Annotated in this window: 9 protein-coding genes; 7 read left to right on the top strand and 2 right to left on the bottom strand. The window is 57.3% G+C overall.

Annotated features, from left to right (window positions below):
* Window positions 1-101 precede the first annotated feature (101 nt).
* The 7 genes from DESU86_RS00340 to brnQ all read left to right on the top strand — a co-directional run bounded on the left by DESU86_RS00340 (window position 102) and on the right by brnQ (window position 8522).
* Entirely contained in the window at window positions 102-734 is a 633-nt protein-coding gene (locus tag DESU86_RS00340; RefSeq protein ID WP_179979236.1) for a D-sedoheptulose 7-phosphate isomerase, read from the top strand.
* Between the two features lie 2 nt (window positions 735-736).
* Window positions 737-970, top strand: a complete 234-nt coding sequence (locus DESU86_RS00345) for an FmdB family zinc ribbon protein (RefSeq protein WP_179979237.1) — start codon at window positions 737-739, stop codon at window positions 968-970.
* Between the two features lie 9 nt (window positions 971-979).
* Window positions 980-1912, top strand: coding sequence for a hydroxymethylbilane synthase (gene hemC / locus DESU86_RS00350; RefSeq protein WP_179979238.1), 933 nt, complete (start codon window positions 980-982; stop codon window positions 1910-1912).
* Between the two features lie 15 nt (window positions 1913-1927).
* On the top strand, window positions 1928-4363 hold the full coding sequence (locus tag DESU86_RS00355; protein ID WP_179979239.1) for a Lon protease family protein: 2436 nt from the start codon (window positions 1928-1930) through the stop codon (window positions 4361-4363).
* A 124-nt stretch (window positions 4364-4487) separates the two neighbouring features.
* Entirely contained in the window at window positions 4488-5063 is a 576-nt protein-coding gene (locus DESU86_RS00360; RefSeq protein WP_179981646.1) for a TetR/AcrR family transcriptional regulator, read from the top strand.
* A gap of 360 nt (window positions 5064-5423) precedes the next feature.
* Window positions 5424-6875 (top strand): sodium:solute symporter family protein, encoded by a 1452-nt coding sequence (locus tag DESU86_RS00365; RefSeq protein ID WP_179979240.1) that lies wholly within the window; start codon window positions 5424-5426, stop codon window positions 6873-6875.
* A 345-nt stretch (window positions 6876-7220) separates the two neighbouring features.
* Window positions 7221-8522, top strand: a complete 1302-nt coding sequence (gene brnQ, locus DESU86_RS00370; RefSeq protein WP_179979241.1) for a branched-chain amino acid transport system II carrier protein — start codon at window positions 7221-7223, stop codon at window positions 8520-8522.
* A 189-nt stretch (window positions 8523-8711) separates the two neighbouring features.
* Here brnQ and pbpC read toward each other — a convergent pair whose 3' ends face one another.
* Both pbpC and DESU86_RS00380 read right to left on the bottom strand, forming a co-directional pair.
* A complete protein-coding gene (pbpC, locus tag DESU86_RS00375) occupies window positions 8712-11093 on the bottom strand; it encodes a penicillin-binding protein 1C (protein ID WP_232088199.1) in 2382 nt (793 codons plus the stop codon).
* 200 nt (window positions 11094-11293) lie between these two features.
* Complete coding sequence (locus DESU86_RS00380) at window positions 11294-16978, bottom strand: alpha-2-macroglobulin family protein (protein ID WP_179979242.1); 5685 nt, start codon at window positions 16976-16978, stop codon at window positions 11294-11296.
* Window positions 16979-16985: the final 7 nt, after the last annotated feature.

Genomic DNA, 16985 nt, shown 5'->3' on the forward strand with positions numbered 1-16985 from the left:
ATCAAGGCTTTTATCGCAAGCCCGCACCTTGCTTGTCAGGGCAGACGCTTTATCATATGAACAGAGTCTTCCACGCCACAAATCCAACAGGCCGTAGCACCATGAATGACAACGCACTTGACATCATTGCCGCCCATGCACGCGACGGCGCCAGACTCAGAGAAAGCTTTTTTTCTGATCAGGCCGTCAATCTGCGCGACACGGCGCTGCAATTTGCGGTCTGCCTGGCCAAAGGCGGAAAAATTTTGCTCTGTGGCAATGGTGGAAGTGCGGCTGACGCCCAACATCTGGCTGCGGAATTTGTAAACCGTTTTCTGATTGACAGGCCCGCCCTGCCCGCCATTGCGCTCACGACGGATACGTCCGCGCTCACGGCCATAGGCAATGACCTGGATTTCAGACAGGTTTTTTCCCGCCAGGTAGAGGCATTGGGCCGCAAGGGCGACATCCTGGTGGGCATCTCCACCTCTGGCAACAGCCCTAACGTGGTGGCGGCTCTTGAGGCCGCGCGGAACGCGGGCATGCGCACTCTCGGCCTCACGGGTCGCGGAGGAGGAAAAATGGCCCCCCTGTGCCACATGCTGCTGGATGTGCCCAGTTCGCATACACCACTGATCCAGGAAATTCATATTACGGCCGGGCATCTGCTATGCCAGCTTACAGACCATTATCTTTTTGAAAATGTGGCGGCCCTTACGCCCTATCTACACGCGGATACTGTAAAAGAGGATTGATCATGCCCATCTTTGAGTACAGTTGCGAAAAATGCGACCGAAAATTTGAAGAACTGGTTTACGGCGATGCGGCCCCGGTCTGCCCGTATTGCGGCTCCGACGCAACGCATAAGCTCATGTCTTGCTGCGCTCATCACGGCGGCGGCGCTCATGGCGGCGAGTACGCGCCATCTTCTGGCAGTGGCGGCGGCTGCGCTGGCTGTTCCGGCGGCAACTGTGCAAGCTGTGGCCATTAGGTGAAAGGCATGCGCAGCACCCTTACTATCGCCACACGCGGCAGCCGCCTGGCCCTCTGGCAGGCTGAACACATCAAAAGCTGTCTCCAGGCCATTGCGCCAGAGCTTGAGATTCGGTTGAACGTCATCAAGACCAAGGGTGACATCATCCTTGATGTTCCTTTGGCCAAGGTGGGCGGCAAGGGCCTTTTTGTGAAGGAAATCGAAGAGGCCCTGCTCAACGGCGAGGCTGACCTTGCCGTGCACAGCATGAAGGACGTGCCCATGGAGCTGCCCCAGGGGCTTCTGCTTGGCTGCGTTCCTCCGCGTGAAGATCCCACCGATTGTCTGCTTTCCTGCCAGTACGATTCTGTGGCCGCATTGCCGCAAAATGCCTGCGTCGGCACCAGCAGCCTGCGGCGGCAGGCGCAGCTTCTGGCCCAGAGACCGGATTTGCGCATCGAGAGCCTGCGCGGCAATGTTGACACGCGTCTGCGCAAGCTGCGGGACGGCGTATACGACGCCATTGTTCTGGCTTCCGCCGGTCTGAACCGGCTGGAGCTGACTGCCCCCTGCATGCAGTCGCTTGACCCGCAGGTTTTTCTTCCTGCCGTGGGTCAGGGGGCTCTGGGCATTGAATGCCGTGAAGACGATTACGAACTTTTTGCTCTTCTGGCGCAACTGGAAGACACCCCCACCCGTGTATGCGTCGAAGCCGAGCGGGGTTTTCTGGCCGGCCTTGAAGGCGGATGTCAGGTGCCCATCGCCGGGCATGCGCGCTTGCTTGATGATGACACGCTCTGCCTGGAGGGCCTGGTGGCCGAAGTGGACGGAAGCCGCATCCTCAGGGCGCAAAAGCAGGGTCATACGTCTCAGGCCCGCCAATGGGGTTTTGAGCTTGCCAGCGAGATCCTTGATCAGGGCGGCCGGGCCATTCTTGAAAAACTTTACCGACAGTCATAGGTATATCAGATAAATATGTCTAAAATCTCACCTTTGCCCGGTTTCAGACTGCACGCAACGCTGGATCCGGCCCGTATCCCCTGGGACGACAGCCGGGGTGTTCCGCCCCAGCGCAATGGCCGGAAAAATCCTTTCCAACCGCGCGCCATGCAGGCCCTGGATCTTGCTTTACAGATCAAGGCTCGCGGCTACCATGTATACCTCTCTGGCGAAACCGATCTCGGGCGTACGTACATGCTGCTCAACTACCTGCGGCCGCAGGCGCGCAAAGCGCCCACGCCGCCGGATGTTATTTATGTGCACAATTTCGCCGACCCTGACCGGCCATTACTTTTCGCCCTGCCTGCGGGGCAAGGCAAAAAGCTCAAGCAAAGCCTTAAAGAATTGGTCGACGCCGTAGTCAAGGAACTGCCCCGCCGCTTTGAAGCCAGCGCCTATGTGAAGCGCCGCGCCAAGCTTGTGGACAAGTTTCAGACTGCACGCATGGGGCTTTTGCGCAAAATGAACTCCGTTGCCGTGGACAAGGGCTTCAACCTTGACATGGATGAAAACGGCGGGCTGACCCTTTTTCCTCTGGTTGAGGGCAAGCGCCTGAATGAAGAGGAGTTCGACAATCTTGACAGCGCAATTCGCTTAAAGCTCAAGAGCCGGGGCGACAATCTGGTGCAGTCCATGGCTGGCTTCATGCGTCAGTTGAACAAGGCTGAAGAAAGCTTTCAGGACGACGAACGCGGGCTGGAGCGCGAGGCCATGGGGCAGGTGCTTAACACCCTGCTTGCCCCTCTTGAACAAAGAACCCTCAAGGCATGCGACTGCAAAGGTTTGTCCGACTATTTTGCCAGCCTGCGCGAAGACATGCTGAAGAATACCGATGCCTTTCTGCAAAGGGAAGGCGTGCCGCCCTCACTTGGCGTTGAAGTCCACGGCGCGTCAGGCGCGGACAGTGTGCTGTACCGCTATGCCGTCAACCTTCTCGTTGACAACAGCGAGCAGCAGGGCGCGCCCATTGTGGTGGACGATCACCCCACTGCCGTGAACCTGCTTGGCTGCATAGAGCGGGAATCGGAAATGGGCGCGCTGGTGACAGATTTTACGCTCATCCGTGCGGGAAGCCTGCATAAAGCCAACGGCGGTTTTCTTGTCCTCCATGTGGAAGATCTGTTGCAGCACCCCACGGCCTGGGAAGGGCTGTTACGCGCGCTGCGCTCCAATCAGGCCCGCATTGAAGATTCGGGCGAAGCCCCCGATACCGCCATCCGCACCAAGGGGCTGACCCCCGACTCGCTGCCACTGGATCTCAAAGTCGTGCTCATTGGCGGCGAAGAGCTGTATGAAGGGCTGCTTGTCAACGACGACCGCTTTCCCAAGCTTTTTCGCATCAAAGCCCATATCGCCGACGAAGCGGATCGCAACGCGACCAACATCCGCCACTATCTCGGCCATGTGGCGCATATCATTCAAGGTTGCGAACTGCCGCCCTTTGACCGCACGGCCCTTGCCTGGCTTGTGGATCTGGGCTCTCACCTGTGTGAAGACCAGTGCCGCCTTTCGCTCAGGTTTCCCCTGTTGCGGGAACTGATGATTGAAGCTTCTGCCCTCGCCAACATGCGCGGAGAGGAGATCATCACCGCGCCCATTCTGGAGGAAGCCTATACAGCGCGCACATACCGCGCCAACCTTGTGGAAGAAATCTTTATGGAGGAATACGACCGTGAAATGATCAAGGTTCGTACCTCCGGTTCCGCCATTGGGCAGGTCAACGGTCTTTCAGTCACCCTGCATGGGGACTTTGAATTTGGCCTGCCCCATTGCATATCCTGCACTGTGGGCGTGGGGCACGAGGGCATTATTGACCTTGAGCGCGAGGCAGAGTTGGGCGGGCCTATTCACACAAAGGCCATGATGATTCTTAAAAGCTGTCTGACCGACCTTTTTGCCCGCAAAAAACCTCTTGTGCTTTCCGGTTCGCTGTATTTTGAGCAAAGCTACGCGGGTATCGAAGGCGATTCCGCTTCGGGTGCGGAACTTGTGGCCCTGCTCTCGGCGCTGGCTGAGGTGCCGGTGCGCCTTGACCTGGCCTTTACAGGCGCGGTCAGCCATTCGGGGCAAATAATGGCCGTGGGCGGCGTCACACGAAAAATTGAAGGTTTTTACAAGGTTTGCGCAAGACATGGGCTTACGGGCACACAGGGCGTCATCATACCCCATGATAATGTTGACCACCTCATGCTGTCGCCCGAAGTGCTCAAGGCTGTCGAAAATAAACAGTTCAGCATTTATGCGGTGCGGCGCATTGAAGAAGCCCTGTTGCTGCTTACTGGCATTGCCGCCGGACGCCGGCTGAAAAATGGCGGCTTCTCGCGCGGCAGTCTGTACGACCTTGTGGACAGAAGGCTCGAACGGTTGGGTGACTATGCGCAAAACGCCTTCCGGCGCAGCAAGCGCAACTGAGTACTGAGACGCGTGAGCACGGGCGTTCAGTTCAGTATTGACTTTACGCACAATTACAGCTAACTTGATAAAGTAGCAGTAAAATTTATGCATGACCATTCAACCGGTGCCCGCGAAAACTATGATGAACAAAAGTAAAAAAGAATCATTACTTCAGGCGGCCAAGGATTTGTTTGGCGAATGTGGCTATGTGGAAACCACATTCAAAAAGATTTCAGACAGAGCCGGTGTTGCGTTGGGTTTGCTAACCCACCATTACGGCAACAAAGAAAAGCTCTTTCTGGCCTGTGGGCTGGATGTACTGGAACATTTTCTAAAAAGGCTACGCCAGGCCACGGCCGAGGCCGATTCGGGCTTTGATGGCGTCATGCGCTTTTGCAAAGCCTATCTTGATTTTTCCATTGACAAGGACTCCAACTGGCTGGTCCTTGTGCGCTGTTCACCTTACAGCGACATGAAAACCAAGACTGATCGCGATATCATGGATTCCATGTTCTCTCAGGTGCATCAGGAACTGGAAAAAGTCATTGCGCGCGGCATCGAGGATGGCAGCCTGGTTACGGTTGACAGCAACTCCACAGCGCAGGTCATCATCTCCTTGATGGTCGGCGCCAACCGTACACGAGTGCTTACCCCTTATGCCATGCCCTCCCTGTACAAGGATGTGCTTGATTTCGTGGCCAGATCCATAAAAGCCTGAGTCTGGTACTGCCACATGCCACGGCATGGCTTTATTGACAGTAGCATGAAGAAAATGTAGATCTCAATTATGAAACTACTAAGCGCCATCCGCGACTTTCGATATTATTTTACCGGAGTCATACACTGACCCCCGGATCGCGGAGTTATGGCCTTTTTGCTGATTCAGGCAACATAGCCGCCGACCACAGGGGTCGGCGGCTTTTTTGATTCTGCGCTTTTTATCTGCCGGAGGGCTCATGGACCTGATTTCAACGCTACAGTTGATAGACACCCCAGTACTCATCGCAATGGCGTTACTGGTAGGCTCCTTTTTTCTGGCGCTCATCAACCTGGTGCGCCAGACGCAAAGGGGATAGACATGCTGGGCGACGCTCTCATCTGGTTCGGTTACATTGCGGTCTTCATCTGGCTCGCGCGCAAGGGCCAAGGGCATGATGCCATGGCTTCAGGCCGTGTGGGTTTCGTCATTCTGGCTTTGGCCTATGTGGCGACCTACATTTCCGCCGTTGCCCTGGTGGGCTTCGGCGGACTTTCATATATGTACGGCTTGCAGATGCTGTTGGTGGCTGCCGGCAACGTATGGCTTGGAATATGGTTCGTGTACCGTTATCTGGCGTGGCCTACCAAGATATGCCAACGCAACCTGCAAGCCAGGACGCCCACGCAACTTATTGCCAAGGGACACAAAAGCCCCATGCTCGGCAAGGCCCTTGCGCTGATATTCGCCATTTTTCTTAGCGTCTACGCTTCGGCGGTTATCAAAGGGGCGGCGCTCATGCTTGCCCAGATATTGCCCATCCCCGTATGGATATTGGTCTGGATCGCGGCTACGGTTGTTGGCGTTGTGGTTTTTATCGGCGGGTTGCGCGGGGTTCTCTACACCGAAGCCATGCAGGGCATTGTCGTGCTGGCGGGCATTGTCCTGCTTATATGGGCAGTGCTCGACAGGGTGGGCGGCCCCCTTGAAGGCATTGCACAACTAGCCCAAATTGCTCCCACGGCACGCGCCAATGAAGGTTTCCTCGCGCTTTCCACGGGTGAACAGGGCTGGTTTGTTCTTTCTCTTGTCATGGTCACATCTGTGGCGGTGTGGTCGCAACCCCAGATGATGCAGCGACACTTTGCGCTCCATTCCCCGCGCCAGATTAAACGCATCGTCCCGCTGGCCATGCTCGTGCTTACCGTACTTGTGGGCGGAACCTATTTTGTGGCGGCCCTTTCACGCATAATCCTGCCGGAAATTGCCTCGGCCGACGAGGTTATTCCTCATCTTGTAAAAATGCTTCTGCCCAATGCCGGGCTTCAGGTTTTTGTTCTGGCTATTGTGTCTGCCTCACTGTCGACGTCTACCGCGCTTTTTCATATCGCTGTGTCAGCCATTGCAGAAGACCTGCCCGGCAAACCAGCCTCCAGATTTTCCTGGTTTCTGGGCATTGTCTTTTGTGTTGTGGTTTCCGGCGGCAGCGCCCAGATCAAGGGCCAGCTTATTGCGCTTTTGTGCACCACCAGTTGGAGCATAGTTGGCTCGACCGTGCTTATCAGTTATGTGGCGCTGGTGCGTTTTGGCAAGCGCAGCTCCCTTGCCGCGTGCATGAGCTGCGGCCTTGGCTTTACCTCATGTCTGCTCTGGTATCTGCTGGCTAACAAGGCCGTCTCCCCCACCCCTGTTTTGGGGATGCAGGCTGCGCTTATTCCGCCCTTCTTTGTGGGCCTGACTTGTTCGCTGGTGGGCTGGTTCACAGGATGGGCTTTGGACCATGAGGGCCGCAAGGCTTCCACGTTCTGGCCCGCGCCCAACGCCGGTTCATAACAACCTGGCGACCGAAAGCGTGTATAGCGCCCGCAGAGCCGTTTTAGGTAACACTGCGGGCGCTTTTCTACGCCATAAATATGTGCTGGAACCTGCTTCGTAAAATGAACGCTGGCCTGACGCTGCGACTTCTGCTATCTCTGGCTCTGCCCTTTCCCTGCCTTGCAACGCCGCGCGATGGGCGCGCACAGCGCGGGCAAACCCGCGCTTACGTTGCCGCAGTGAACGCTGTTCTCGCAGCCGCCAGAGCGCTCTCAAAATGAAGTTGCCCAAACCCGTAACCCGAGTCCAGAAGTGCGCCAGCCCCACGCGCGCCATTTTGGCATAAGCCTGTGAGTACATAGAATGAAGCCATCTCTTGTCCGCGACTCCATAATTGTCGGCGCAGCGCTGTTTTCAATGCTTTTTGGCGCAGGCAACGTGGTATTCCCCCCGTACATAGGGCTGACGGCAGGGCCGGAATGGTTCCTGGGTTTTCTCTGCTATTACATGGCTGATGTGGGGCTGGCCTTTCTGGCCATTTACGCCATGCTGGCTTCTTCCTGCATTGACAAAAAAGAAGGCATCATGCACCGCCTTGGAAGCACGGCGGCAATGCTCATGATGTGCGCCATCATCCTTTGCATTGGCCCCCTGCTTGCCATACCCCGCACCGGAGCCACAGCCTTTGCCATCTCCTTTTCACCCCTGGGCTATTCCTCCAAGGGTATAAGCTCCGCCAAAGTCATTTATTCTTTGGCTTTTTTTGGCGTATCAACCATGTTGGCATTCAAGGAGTCCAACATGGTTGACGTCATTGCCCGCTACCTTTCCCCCATCAAGATCGGGGGTTTTCTGCTTATTGTGGCGGCCGCCCTGTATATGCCCATTGGCCCCGTCAGCGACGTGGTGCGCGATGACAACGTGGCGTGGCACAGCATTCTTTCCGGCTATCAGACCCTTGATGTCATGGCGGCGCTGGTCTACGGCCTTATTATTGTCACCGCCCTGAAAAACAAAGGCTACGAGACAGGCAGCCAGAAAGCCCTCTCCGTGGGCATCGCCAGTCTGGTTGCCGGCGCTCTGCTTTTTGTCATCTATTTCGGCCTGTGCTATCTGGGGGCCACGGGCTCAACCTATTATCCCGTGGATATGGAAAAAGGCGCCCTGGTCACCAACCTGGTGGGCAGGCTCTTTGGCCGCGCGAGTACGGTTCTGCTGGCCGTCATTGTCACGGTTTCCTGCATGGCCACGTCTGTGGCGCTTATCGGGACAACGGGAACCTTCATCTCCCAGTTCAGCAAGGGGCGGCTCAGTTACAGAACCATCGTGATCGGCACTGGCCTTTTCAGCATGGTTGTCTCCAACTTCGGCCTGGACAACATCATTGCCTTTGCAGCGCCCATCCTGACCTTTCTCTATCCCGGAACCCTTGTGGTCATTGTGCTTTCACTTTTCGACAAACATATCGCCAATGACAACATTTTCAGGTTCGCCACGGCAGGAGCCCTTCTCGCCAGCGGTCTCAACGTTCTGGAAGAGTACGGCCTGCCCCTGGCGATCACCCCGCACCTCCCCTTCAGCGCCGCCGGTCTTGGCTGGATAGTGCCAGCCTTCGCTTTTGGCTTGGTCGGCTACTTTGTGCGCCGCCCAAAGTGCTTGTTGTAATACGTTGTGGGGGAGGGACCCTTTTGCAAAAGGGTCTCCTCCCCCACACCCCTACCCCCTAAAACTCTTGGTGTATTTTATATAACACAAAGAGTTTTCTGCCCTGGAGCGGGGCAGAGACCGCATTTTCCAGCATCACCCCATCTCAAAAGGCATCAGCTCTCGTCGCAAAAAAGATATTTCTGCCTGTCATTGCGAGACGCGGACGCGCAGACGTCTCTGGCTCGCCCGCCCGGCATCATCCACCACACGGACTTCGGCGTCCCCAGGCACCGCCTGCCACAAAAGAATTTCTCCCGGAGCCCTGCTGCCAAGATAACTCCCGTTGACAAACCAGTGCAGGTGCTTGACGCCAGCCTCGGCATGAGCAATAAACGCCAGTTTTTCATGTCCCTTGTCACTCAGACTCAGCCTGTACACCAGACCGTCCTTGGGCTGGACAATTCGCGGGGGATTGCCCGATGCGGCATTTTTATCTCCACATTCGGGTGCAAAAGGCGGTGGCTCAGGTTTGGGCATGCCTGCGCGTGCGAACATCTGCGCAAGATCCGTGGGCCAGAATTCCCATGTCTGCACTTCCGTGCGGCCTTCCTGCGGCATGCAGGCCCGCAACCCGGTGGTTTTATCAATGAGTATGGAACGAAACACTCCTGATGGTGCAAGAGGCGAAACACCGGGAATGAACCAGGTTTTTGCCGTGTCCGCGCACAGCGAGGTGTCAAGGTCGCCCGTGGCGGCGCAAACCTCGATCTGTTCCACGTTCAAACCGTGCGCCGGTTCGGAAAAATGGTCTTGCATCGGTTCTGAGGCAGCCAGCTCACGAGCAATTTGCGTGAACAGGGGCACAGCTGAAATGGCCCCCACAAGCAGCGGATTCGGCCTGTTGTCAAAATTTCCCAGCCAGACCACCAGCACATAGGGGCCTACGATGCCTGTGGCCCAGGCATCGCGAAAGCCGTTGGACGTGCCCGTTTTAAGGCGAAGCGGCAGCGTCGCGCCACGTTGTGAACGAACCTGGCGATCCGGATCGCCGTCTTCCAGCATGGAAAGGGTGACAAAGGCGGCTTCCGGCGACAGCAAGGGCAAGGCGGTATCTTCACGACCAGTGCCGTGTAAAAACCGCAGGGGCCGCCAGATTCCCTTATTGGCCAGCATGGCATACAGACCAGCCAATTCGCGCATGCTCACTTCCGCCCCGCCAAGCACGAGGCTGAGTCCGTAATGATTTTCTTCTGACAAAAACGCAACGCCAGCGCTGCGCAACAACCCGTAAAAATTTGGATTTTTCAGGCGTGCCGCCAGAGCTATGGCGGGCACGTTACGGCTGCTTCTCAGGGCGTTGGCCGCTCCAATGGGGCCACGAAAGCTTCCGTCATAGTTTTCCGGATCATAGCCCGAAAAACTGCGCGGCGTGTCGGCCAGCAGCGTCAGGGGATGGATCAGCCCCTGATCCAGGGCCAAAGCGTAAATAAAGGGTTTGAGCGTGGAACCAGGTGAGCGCCGTGCGCGGGTGCCGTCCATCTGCCCCATGATGCCGTCATCAAAAAAATTAGCGGAACCTGCAAGAGCGCGCACTTCCATGCTGGGCCAGTGCACCAGCAGCACTGCGCCGTTGGTAAGACCATACGCGCGCTGCCTGGCCGTAAAAAGACGCAAATGTCGCTCTATTTTTTTCTGACTGGCAGGGTCAATGGTCGTGCGCAACAGGTTGTCGCCCTGTGGCTGCTGCAAAAGTTCCGTGCTCAGATGCGGTGCGGCAAAAGGCAGATCCCCCACCCCGTACACGCGCAGCGGAGCGTGTTCTTTACGACCATGCCATGCAGCCTCCAGTCTGTGCAAAGCTGCGGTGAAATGTTGGTTGTCTTGCGCAGGACGCCGTTGAACGGGATTTTGCGGCACCAGCATGAGGGACATGCTCTCCCCGGGAGTCAATTCCTCTGGCGTCTTGTGGAAATAGACAATGGAAGCCGCACCAAGGCCCTCAATATTGCCGCCATAAGGGGCAAGGTTGAAATAGGCCTCAAGAATTTCCTCCTTGCTGAACTTCCAGTTGAGCTGCACTGCCAGAAGGATTTGGCGCAACTTGGCTCCGATTTTTCCTGTTTCCAGCCCATAGGTGAGGCGCGCCACCTGCATGGTGATGGTTGACCCTCCCATAAGGCGCTTTCCCGTCAGAAGCCCGTAGCCCGCCCGGACCAGCGCCAGCGCGTTGACGCCGGGATGATGCCAGTAATAGCGGTCTTCATAGCGCAGCACAGCGTCCACCGCTGCCGGGGGAATATCGGCAAGGCGAGTGTATACGCGATATTTTTGATCTTTTGACAGACTGAGGCGCATAAGCCCGCCCTTGCTGTCGCGCACCACACGGGAAAAACTGACGTCTTCCAGAGGATGCCGACACGGCGCCAGTTGCAGCCAGAGCATAAACAGAGCCAGCACGACACCTGGCAGCAGAAACCACCAACGCCTTTTGCGCAGGACAGCACACAGCGTACACCGTGAAAGCGCTTTGCCTGCTCCTTTGCGGCCGGATTCATCCTGCGGGGGGTCTATTGTTGTTTTTTCTGCCATACTGCTAAAATAAATGATTTCTATTGTCTCGTCTGCACGGACAGAGAGGGATGTTTTGCGCCGTCGCACACACAGCCGCCAGAGCAATTTCAGGGTAAAACTGCTTTTTCGGCAAACCGGCCAACAGAAAAAGCAGGGCAATGGACCGGGCCGGGTTTCGATCCAGTACATTCCCCCACTTTTCTGTTCTGCGGACGTGCCTAGTCGATGATCATTTGCCCGCCTCCAAGACGGGCATTGATGGCAGGCTCGTACATGGCTTCCGCCGTTGCCGAAGGCAACACAAAGCGTCCTCTGGTGGCCGCGCGTACCTTGTAGGTAAATGTGCGCGGGGTAAGGCCGGAGTTTACAAAGAAAATGCCCCGGTCTTCACGCCGTTCATGACGGATAAGCCCCTGCTGGGCTTCTTTGCCGCTTTTTTCAAGCACAGGCTCAAGACCGCCGGGCAGCAGGTCTACCAGAACCACATTGCTGTATTCATCGGCAGAGCGCACGGTCAGTTCCACGGTGAGCACCTCGCCAAGTTTGGCGCTGGTGACGGCCTCACCACTGTTGTTGAGATAGCGCCGCTGCAATTCAAGCCCGTTGGCGGCGGCAGTCAGCGGTTTGCGCTCAAAGCCTTCAGTTGCTGTGTGAAGATTCCAGCCAGAATCGCCCTTGGGCAGTTTCACGTTATACGCAAGGCAACCGGGCGCGTTCAGTTCAAGAATGGAGCCAAGCAGTTCGGCCTTGCCAGCGGCAGGCGCAAAGTCCTGACCATAGCGGGTGCAGGTCAGCTCAATGCCCACAGGCGCAGGCGCTTTTTTTTCAGCCAGCAGTATCAGAGCGCGGGACAAAAGCCCCATATCGACAGTTGTGGCTGTGGTGTTGAATGCGGAATCAAGCAGGGCCGCGACGTTGACCTCTTTGCGACGCTCGGGATAATGGCGCAGTATGATTGCGGCATGGAGCGCTCTGGCAGCCCCTTCATCCAGCATGTTATCAGTGGTGACCGCAGTAAACGTCACAGGCATGCGCTGCTGGGCGCGGCGCTCCATGCGCAGCATTTTGTAGCAGTCTGCCAGAAGCGCAGCCACAAGCTCTTTGTCCCAGCCATTGGTGTTTTCTCTGAACCATTGCTCAAGCCTTTCAACTTCCTGGGTCATTATGCGCCCGTCGCGCAAAAGAACCCATGCGCCATAGACCTTGACGCGGCCATCGTCGATATCTACCGGAGCACTGCGCACAGTGTTTTCCAGCGTATCAAGGATGTTGCGGGCCAGCCCCTCGGGCACGACTACCCCGCTTTCGCGCAGCGTCAGCAGAAAGTCCCCGGCATAGGCCGTCACAAAATCATTGGCTGGCGCTGATGGCCAAAGGCTCACCCCCTCGTAGTAGGAAAAGTTGCTGCGTATGGTGGCAAGAGCGGCACTGATGACAGCATTGCCGCGCTTTGCCAGTGTTTCTGGCGATGCCTTGGGATCAAGCAGAACCTTTTCACGCAAAGCGGAATTACCCAGCAGGGCGGCGTAGGGCATTGCCCGGCTGATGAGTTGCTCGGTGCAGCCATAGGGGTAGGTATCCAGCCTGTCCAGCAAGGAACGCAGACCAAGCAGGGGAAGCGCCGATACGCTTGCCTGCCCCTGCGCTTCATACGGATAGATGTCTCTGTCCACAGACACGTTCATGCTGTCCGTGAGGGGCACGACCTGCTCGGTGCGCACTCGAGGCGCGGGGGGACGCACAGAAAGACTCTGGTTGCGAACGCTTCCGGGCTTGCCCTTGCCTTCCAGGTTGGCGGTAAAACGCACGTCCGCCGAACCCAGGCGATCCTGCGCCCGCATGCGAAAACGTAGTACAGCTTCGCCATTTTCATTGATTTCAAGCGGAAGCGGATTCTGTCCGCTCAGGAACACCAGTTCCGGGCCGCACTCCATCTTTACGGCAACTCTGGCATCCTTGCCGCTGCCCTCCACGGTATTGGCGATAACCAATGCTCCGTCAAACTCGTCGCCAGGAGCGACAGCCAGGGGCAGAAGGGGTTTCAGGATGAGCGTTCCACGTACTTCGGTGCTGGTTTGCGCATTACCGGCCGTGGAGGCTCCGTCGCGCGCGGCGCTGCTGCCGACGGCCATTATGCGAATGCGCCCGCTTACATATTCGGGAATGGTAAGGGTAACATCCGTCCCATCCGCATTGACGGCCGCCAGTTCTTGCCAGAAGGCAAAAGGAGGCTCGCCGCGCCGCTTGAAGGGATTGAGAAAACGGCCGCCCGCCCCCGCCATGTCGCCGCCAAATCCGGGGATACGACCCTGCAGGCGCGCATGGTCGGGCATGAGCAAGTCAAAGGCCTGCATGGTGGCCACATCAAGAGCACGGTCGTTCAAAAGATCATTCAGGGGATCGGGCGTGGTAAAGCCGGTAAGCTGCAACACGCCTTCGTCCACAGCAAAAAGCAGGGCTTTGCCCGGTACCCGCGAACTTACCCGGACAGTGATTTTTTCACCGGGCAGCACGCGTGCGGGGGCATTGAGCTTCAGCCCCATATTTCTCTGGCTGGCGCCAGCGGTAAAGGGCGCGACGCCAAAAGAATGGGGATTCATGTATATGGCTTCGGAACCAAGTGACCGCACGAAGGACACGTTAACGTAGCCACGGCCTTCAAAACCTTCGGGTATGCGTATTTCCTGCACGCTTTCACCGGCCTGAGCCGTGAGCCATGCGTGGGTCAGCACATTTTCCCTTTCAATGGTTATGAGCCCTGTACCGGAATACGGCGTGGAAAGGCTCATCTTTATGGTATCGCCGGGAGCGTACTGCTCCTTTTCAAGCTTCAGGCGCAGGTTGCCCTTGGCCAGAGAGCGGGTGGAAAGGTCAGAAGGTTCGGCAAGGCGCGTGCCCGCGACGGAAAACGGAACAAGAGCCAGTACGTGGCCGTTGTTCTGGCGCACTGTGACCAGATAGTCTCCCGCTTCGGCTGTGGGCAGGGGCCAGGCCAGCCCTTTGGCGTCAAGGCTGACGGTTTGGCGCGTAATCTCCGTATCAACAGGAGTGGCGTCATAGCGGTATTCACCGCGAGAATCCGTCACAAGACTGTTCACATAGCGTCGGGCGGAAAACACAATCTCGGCGTCACGCAGGGCGGTGGGCGCAAGATCGTTGTTGACGGCCAGAAAACGCAAAGAAGCCTTGGCGTTCTGCGGCACGTAGTCAAGATTGTTGGCCTGCCCTTCGGGTTTGTAGCCAAGGGCTACCTCCAGCGGCGAAAACAGGGCTGACACCTGCCGCGTGACGGCCCTGCCGCCTGTGGGTTCAAAGCCTTCAATCAGTACGGTGCCGTAAAAGGTGCTGCCCTGCAGTTTGCCCAGGGGCAAGGCCAGCTTGGCAAGTCCCTTGGGGTCGGTGAACACGTCGGGCAAATCCATGTATTGATCCTGCACGCTCCCGGACAAGGCGTCATAGAAGGCATAGTCTTCATACCCCGGAAAGCGCAGCAGTCCTTTACGCGCGTGGAAGGCGGCATGGATGCGGTGGCTGGCGGCAGGTTCACCATAAAGATTGTCCAGCCGGGCCAGCACCATGGCGGGAGGCATGTTTTCGCCAGTACGTATCCAACCCTTTGGCGCACTGGATTCAAAACTGGTGGCAAGGGCCAGGGTGTCTGGCTGAAACTCCTCTACCCGCGTGGTCACGCTGCCCAGAACCGGGCCGCCATAACCGGGCTTGTCCGAAGCGAGGCGGATGTCCATGCGGTATTGCCCAACGGCGGCGTCTTCGGAACTGGCCCAGGTAAAGTTCTGAAGCCCTTCAGGCCCAACCGTGAAGGATCGGCGCATGACTTCCGTTCCGGCAGGGTTTGTCAGCACGGCTTCCAGCGGCAGGTTTTCAGGCAGGGCCTGCCAGTCAAACCTGCGTATCACGCAGCCAAAGTGCAGCGTTTCCCCAGGCAGGTATAATCCGCGCTGGCTGAAAACCGAGGCGCTGAGGCCATTGCTGGCGGCATGACGGCCCGATACGGAAAAATTGCTGTAATCCACGGTACGGGCGCTGTCGTCAAGGGAAAGCCAGGCCATGTCCTGTCCTCCGCCCTGGGCGGGCGCAAGGGCCACAAGGGCCACGGGGCGTTTTTCCCTTTCAAGTCCAACCGTGGAGGGCAGGTCGGCACGCCCCTGGGCATTGGTCACAGCGCTGCATACTGGCAAACCATTGGCCCCCAGCAGGCGCACCTCGGCATTGGACACGGGCTTTCCTGTGGCAATGTTCTGCACAAACACCGCCCTAGTTCCGTCAGAGGCGGTTTTTACACTGAGCCCCATGTCGGTGACCAGCAACAGGCGCGTGGCCTCAGCCACCTGTTTGTCGCCATTGCGCCCTGTGAGCACCATACGCATAAGACCATGACGCAGACCACCCTGCCCTTGCAGCAGCGGGGCCAGATCCAACACGCCAAAAAACGCCTGACCAGGGATGTCCCCACGCTCGCCCTTGCGCACATTGATATGGCCCTGAACCGCATCACTCAGAACCGTAAAGTCCGCTTCCGGTTCTTCAAAGCTGCCGTCCTTGGCCAAAAGGGCCATAAAGGGCTCACGCACACGCTCGGCGCGCCAGTCAATTTCAGTGAGCCCCAGGGCGTAAATATCAAGTTTTTTATCACCGCTGAGCGCAAGAATATTGCCGGGCTGCAAGAAAGACAGTTCCGCTCCCATGCCGGGAACAGTCAGGATAAAACGGCGCACATCCGACAGTGAAAGACCGCCCGTGGACGTAAGGCCGGGCTTCACGGCGGCCAGCAGGCCCCGGCCGCTGGCGGCTTTTACGCGCAGGACAACCTGATCTGTAGGCTCATCAGCAGCCTGAACCAGTTTCGGCTGAAGCTTTTCTCCATTTGCGATGTCCGTGGCGCTGATGGCGGGCATTTTTGCCCAATTGGCTTCCTGCCCTGCCTCAGGCGTTATCGTGCGCGGCAACTGGACCACATCCAGGTAGCGCAGCACCTCTGAAGGCAGCACGCGCAGGCTGGTTTTGACCACCAGGTGGAATTCCTTGTCCAGCCCGGTATCATACGCAACCCGCACGCCGATATCACTGACGTTCATGATGCGGTCACGCCCGGTGACATACAGCAGCGCTTCGGAGCCTCCCTGCCCTTTGCCGCCAGAGCCTTTTACCATGCGCATGTTGTTTTTTTCAATGAATCCCGGCAGGCCCTTAACAGATATGACGGCAGCGGCATTATCCTTGGGCAAGCTTGTAACAACGGCAGAAACCACGACCTCGTCGCGACGTTCATTCCATACAAAACGCGGCGCGCCAAGAGCCAGGCCACTCTTCGCATCGCTGGGACGCAGGCTTATATTCCCTTCCATACTTTGGGGATTGACCGGCCACATGAAATGCACCGGAACAGAAAGGGCGTGCGCCCCCTTGGGGGACGGATCAATCCAAAAGGTCTCCTTGCCAATCCTTACGGCCTGCGGCTGCGTAGTATAGCGAACCTGGCGGTTGACCTCGAACCGTGACGGCAACGGCACCTTGTCAAGGGAAATGGAGTATGTGGTCTGGGGACTCAACGGCTTTTCCGGCAGAAAAGACATGGTGGAACCATAGCTCCAGCGCCACTGCCCAGGCACAGCCGGAGTCATGTGCACACCTTCCACCAGGCGGCCTTCCTGACCGGCAGGCGGGGCGGAGCACTGGCGGGACCAGTCCGATCCGTACTGTCTTTTACAGCGTTCAATATCGACTTCAAAGCTTATGGAAAAACCGTCCGACCGTTTCCAGCTGTCGGATTCAGGTCGACTGGTTTCTGCTATGCGGTATGCCGGCCCTGCAACAGCAGCGGCAGCAAAACTTGTTATAAGCATGCACACTGCAATGCTGTATACAATGAATTTATGAATCATGGTATCT

Source organism: Desulfovibrio sp. 86 (assembly GCF_902702915.1).
In the GTDB taxonomy this organism is placed as follows: Bacteria; Desulfobacterota; Desulfovibrionia; order Desulfovibrionales; family Desulfovibrionaceae; genus Desulfovibrio.

Excerpts from the sequence above, each read along its gene's own strand:
- DESU86_RS00340 (WP_179979236.1), top strand. The coding sequence starts at position 102 with ATGAATGACAACGCACTTGACATCATTGCCGCCCATGCACGCGACGGC.
- DESU86_RS00345 (WP_179979237.1), top strand. The coding sequence starts at position 737 with ATGCCCATCTTTGAGTACAGTTGCGAAAAATGCGACCGAAAATTTGAA.
- hemC (WP_179979238.1), top strand. The coding sequence starts at position 980 with ATGCGCAGCACCCTTACTATCGCCACACGCGGCAGCCGCCTGGCCCTC.
- DESU86_RS00355 (WP_179979239.1), top strand. The coding sequence starts at position 1,928 with ATGTCTAAAATCTCACCTTTGCCCGGTTTCAGACTGCACGCAACGCTG.
- DESU86_RS00360 (WP_179981646.1), top strand. The coding sequence starts at position 4,488 with ATGAACAAAAGTAAAAAAGAATCATTACTTCAGGCGGCCAAGGATTTG.
- DESU86_RS00365 (WP_179979240.1), top strand. The coding sequence starts at position 5,424 with ATGCTGGGCGACGCTCTCATCTGGTTCGGTTACATTGCGGTCTTCATC.
- brnQ (WP_179979241.1), top strand. The coding sequence starts at position 7,221 with ATGAAGCCATCTCTTGTCCGCGACTCCATAATTGTCGGCGCAGCGCTG.
- pbpC (WP_232088199.1), bottom strand. The coding sequence starts at position 11,093 with ATGGCAGAAAAAACAACAATAGACCCCCCGCAGGATGAATCCGGCCGC.
- DESU86_RS00380 (WP_179979242.1), bottom strand. The coding sequence starts at position 16,978 with ATGATTCATAAATTCATTGTATACAGCATTGCAGTGTGCATGCTTATA.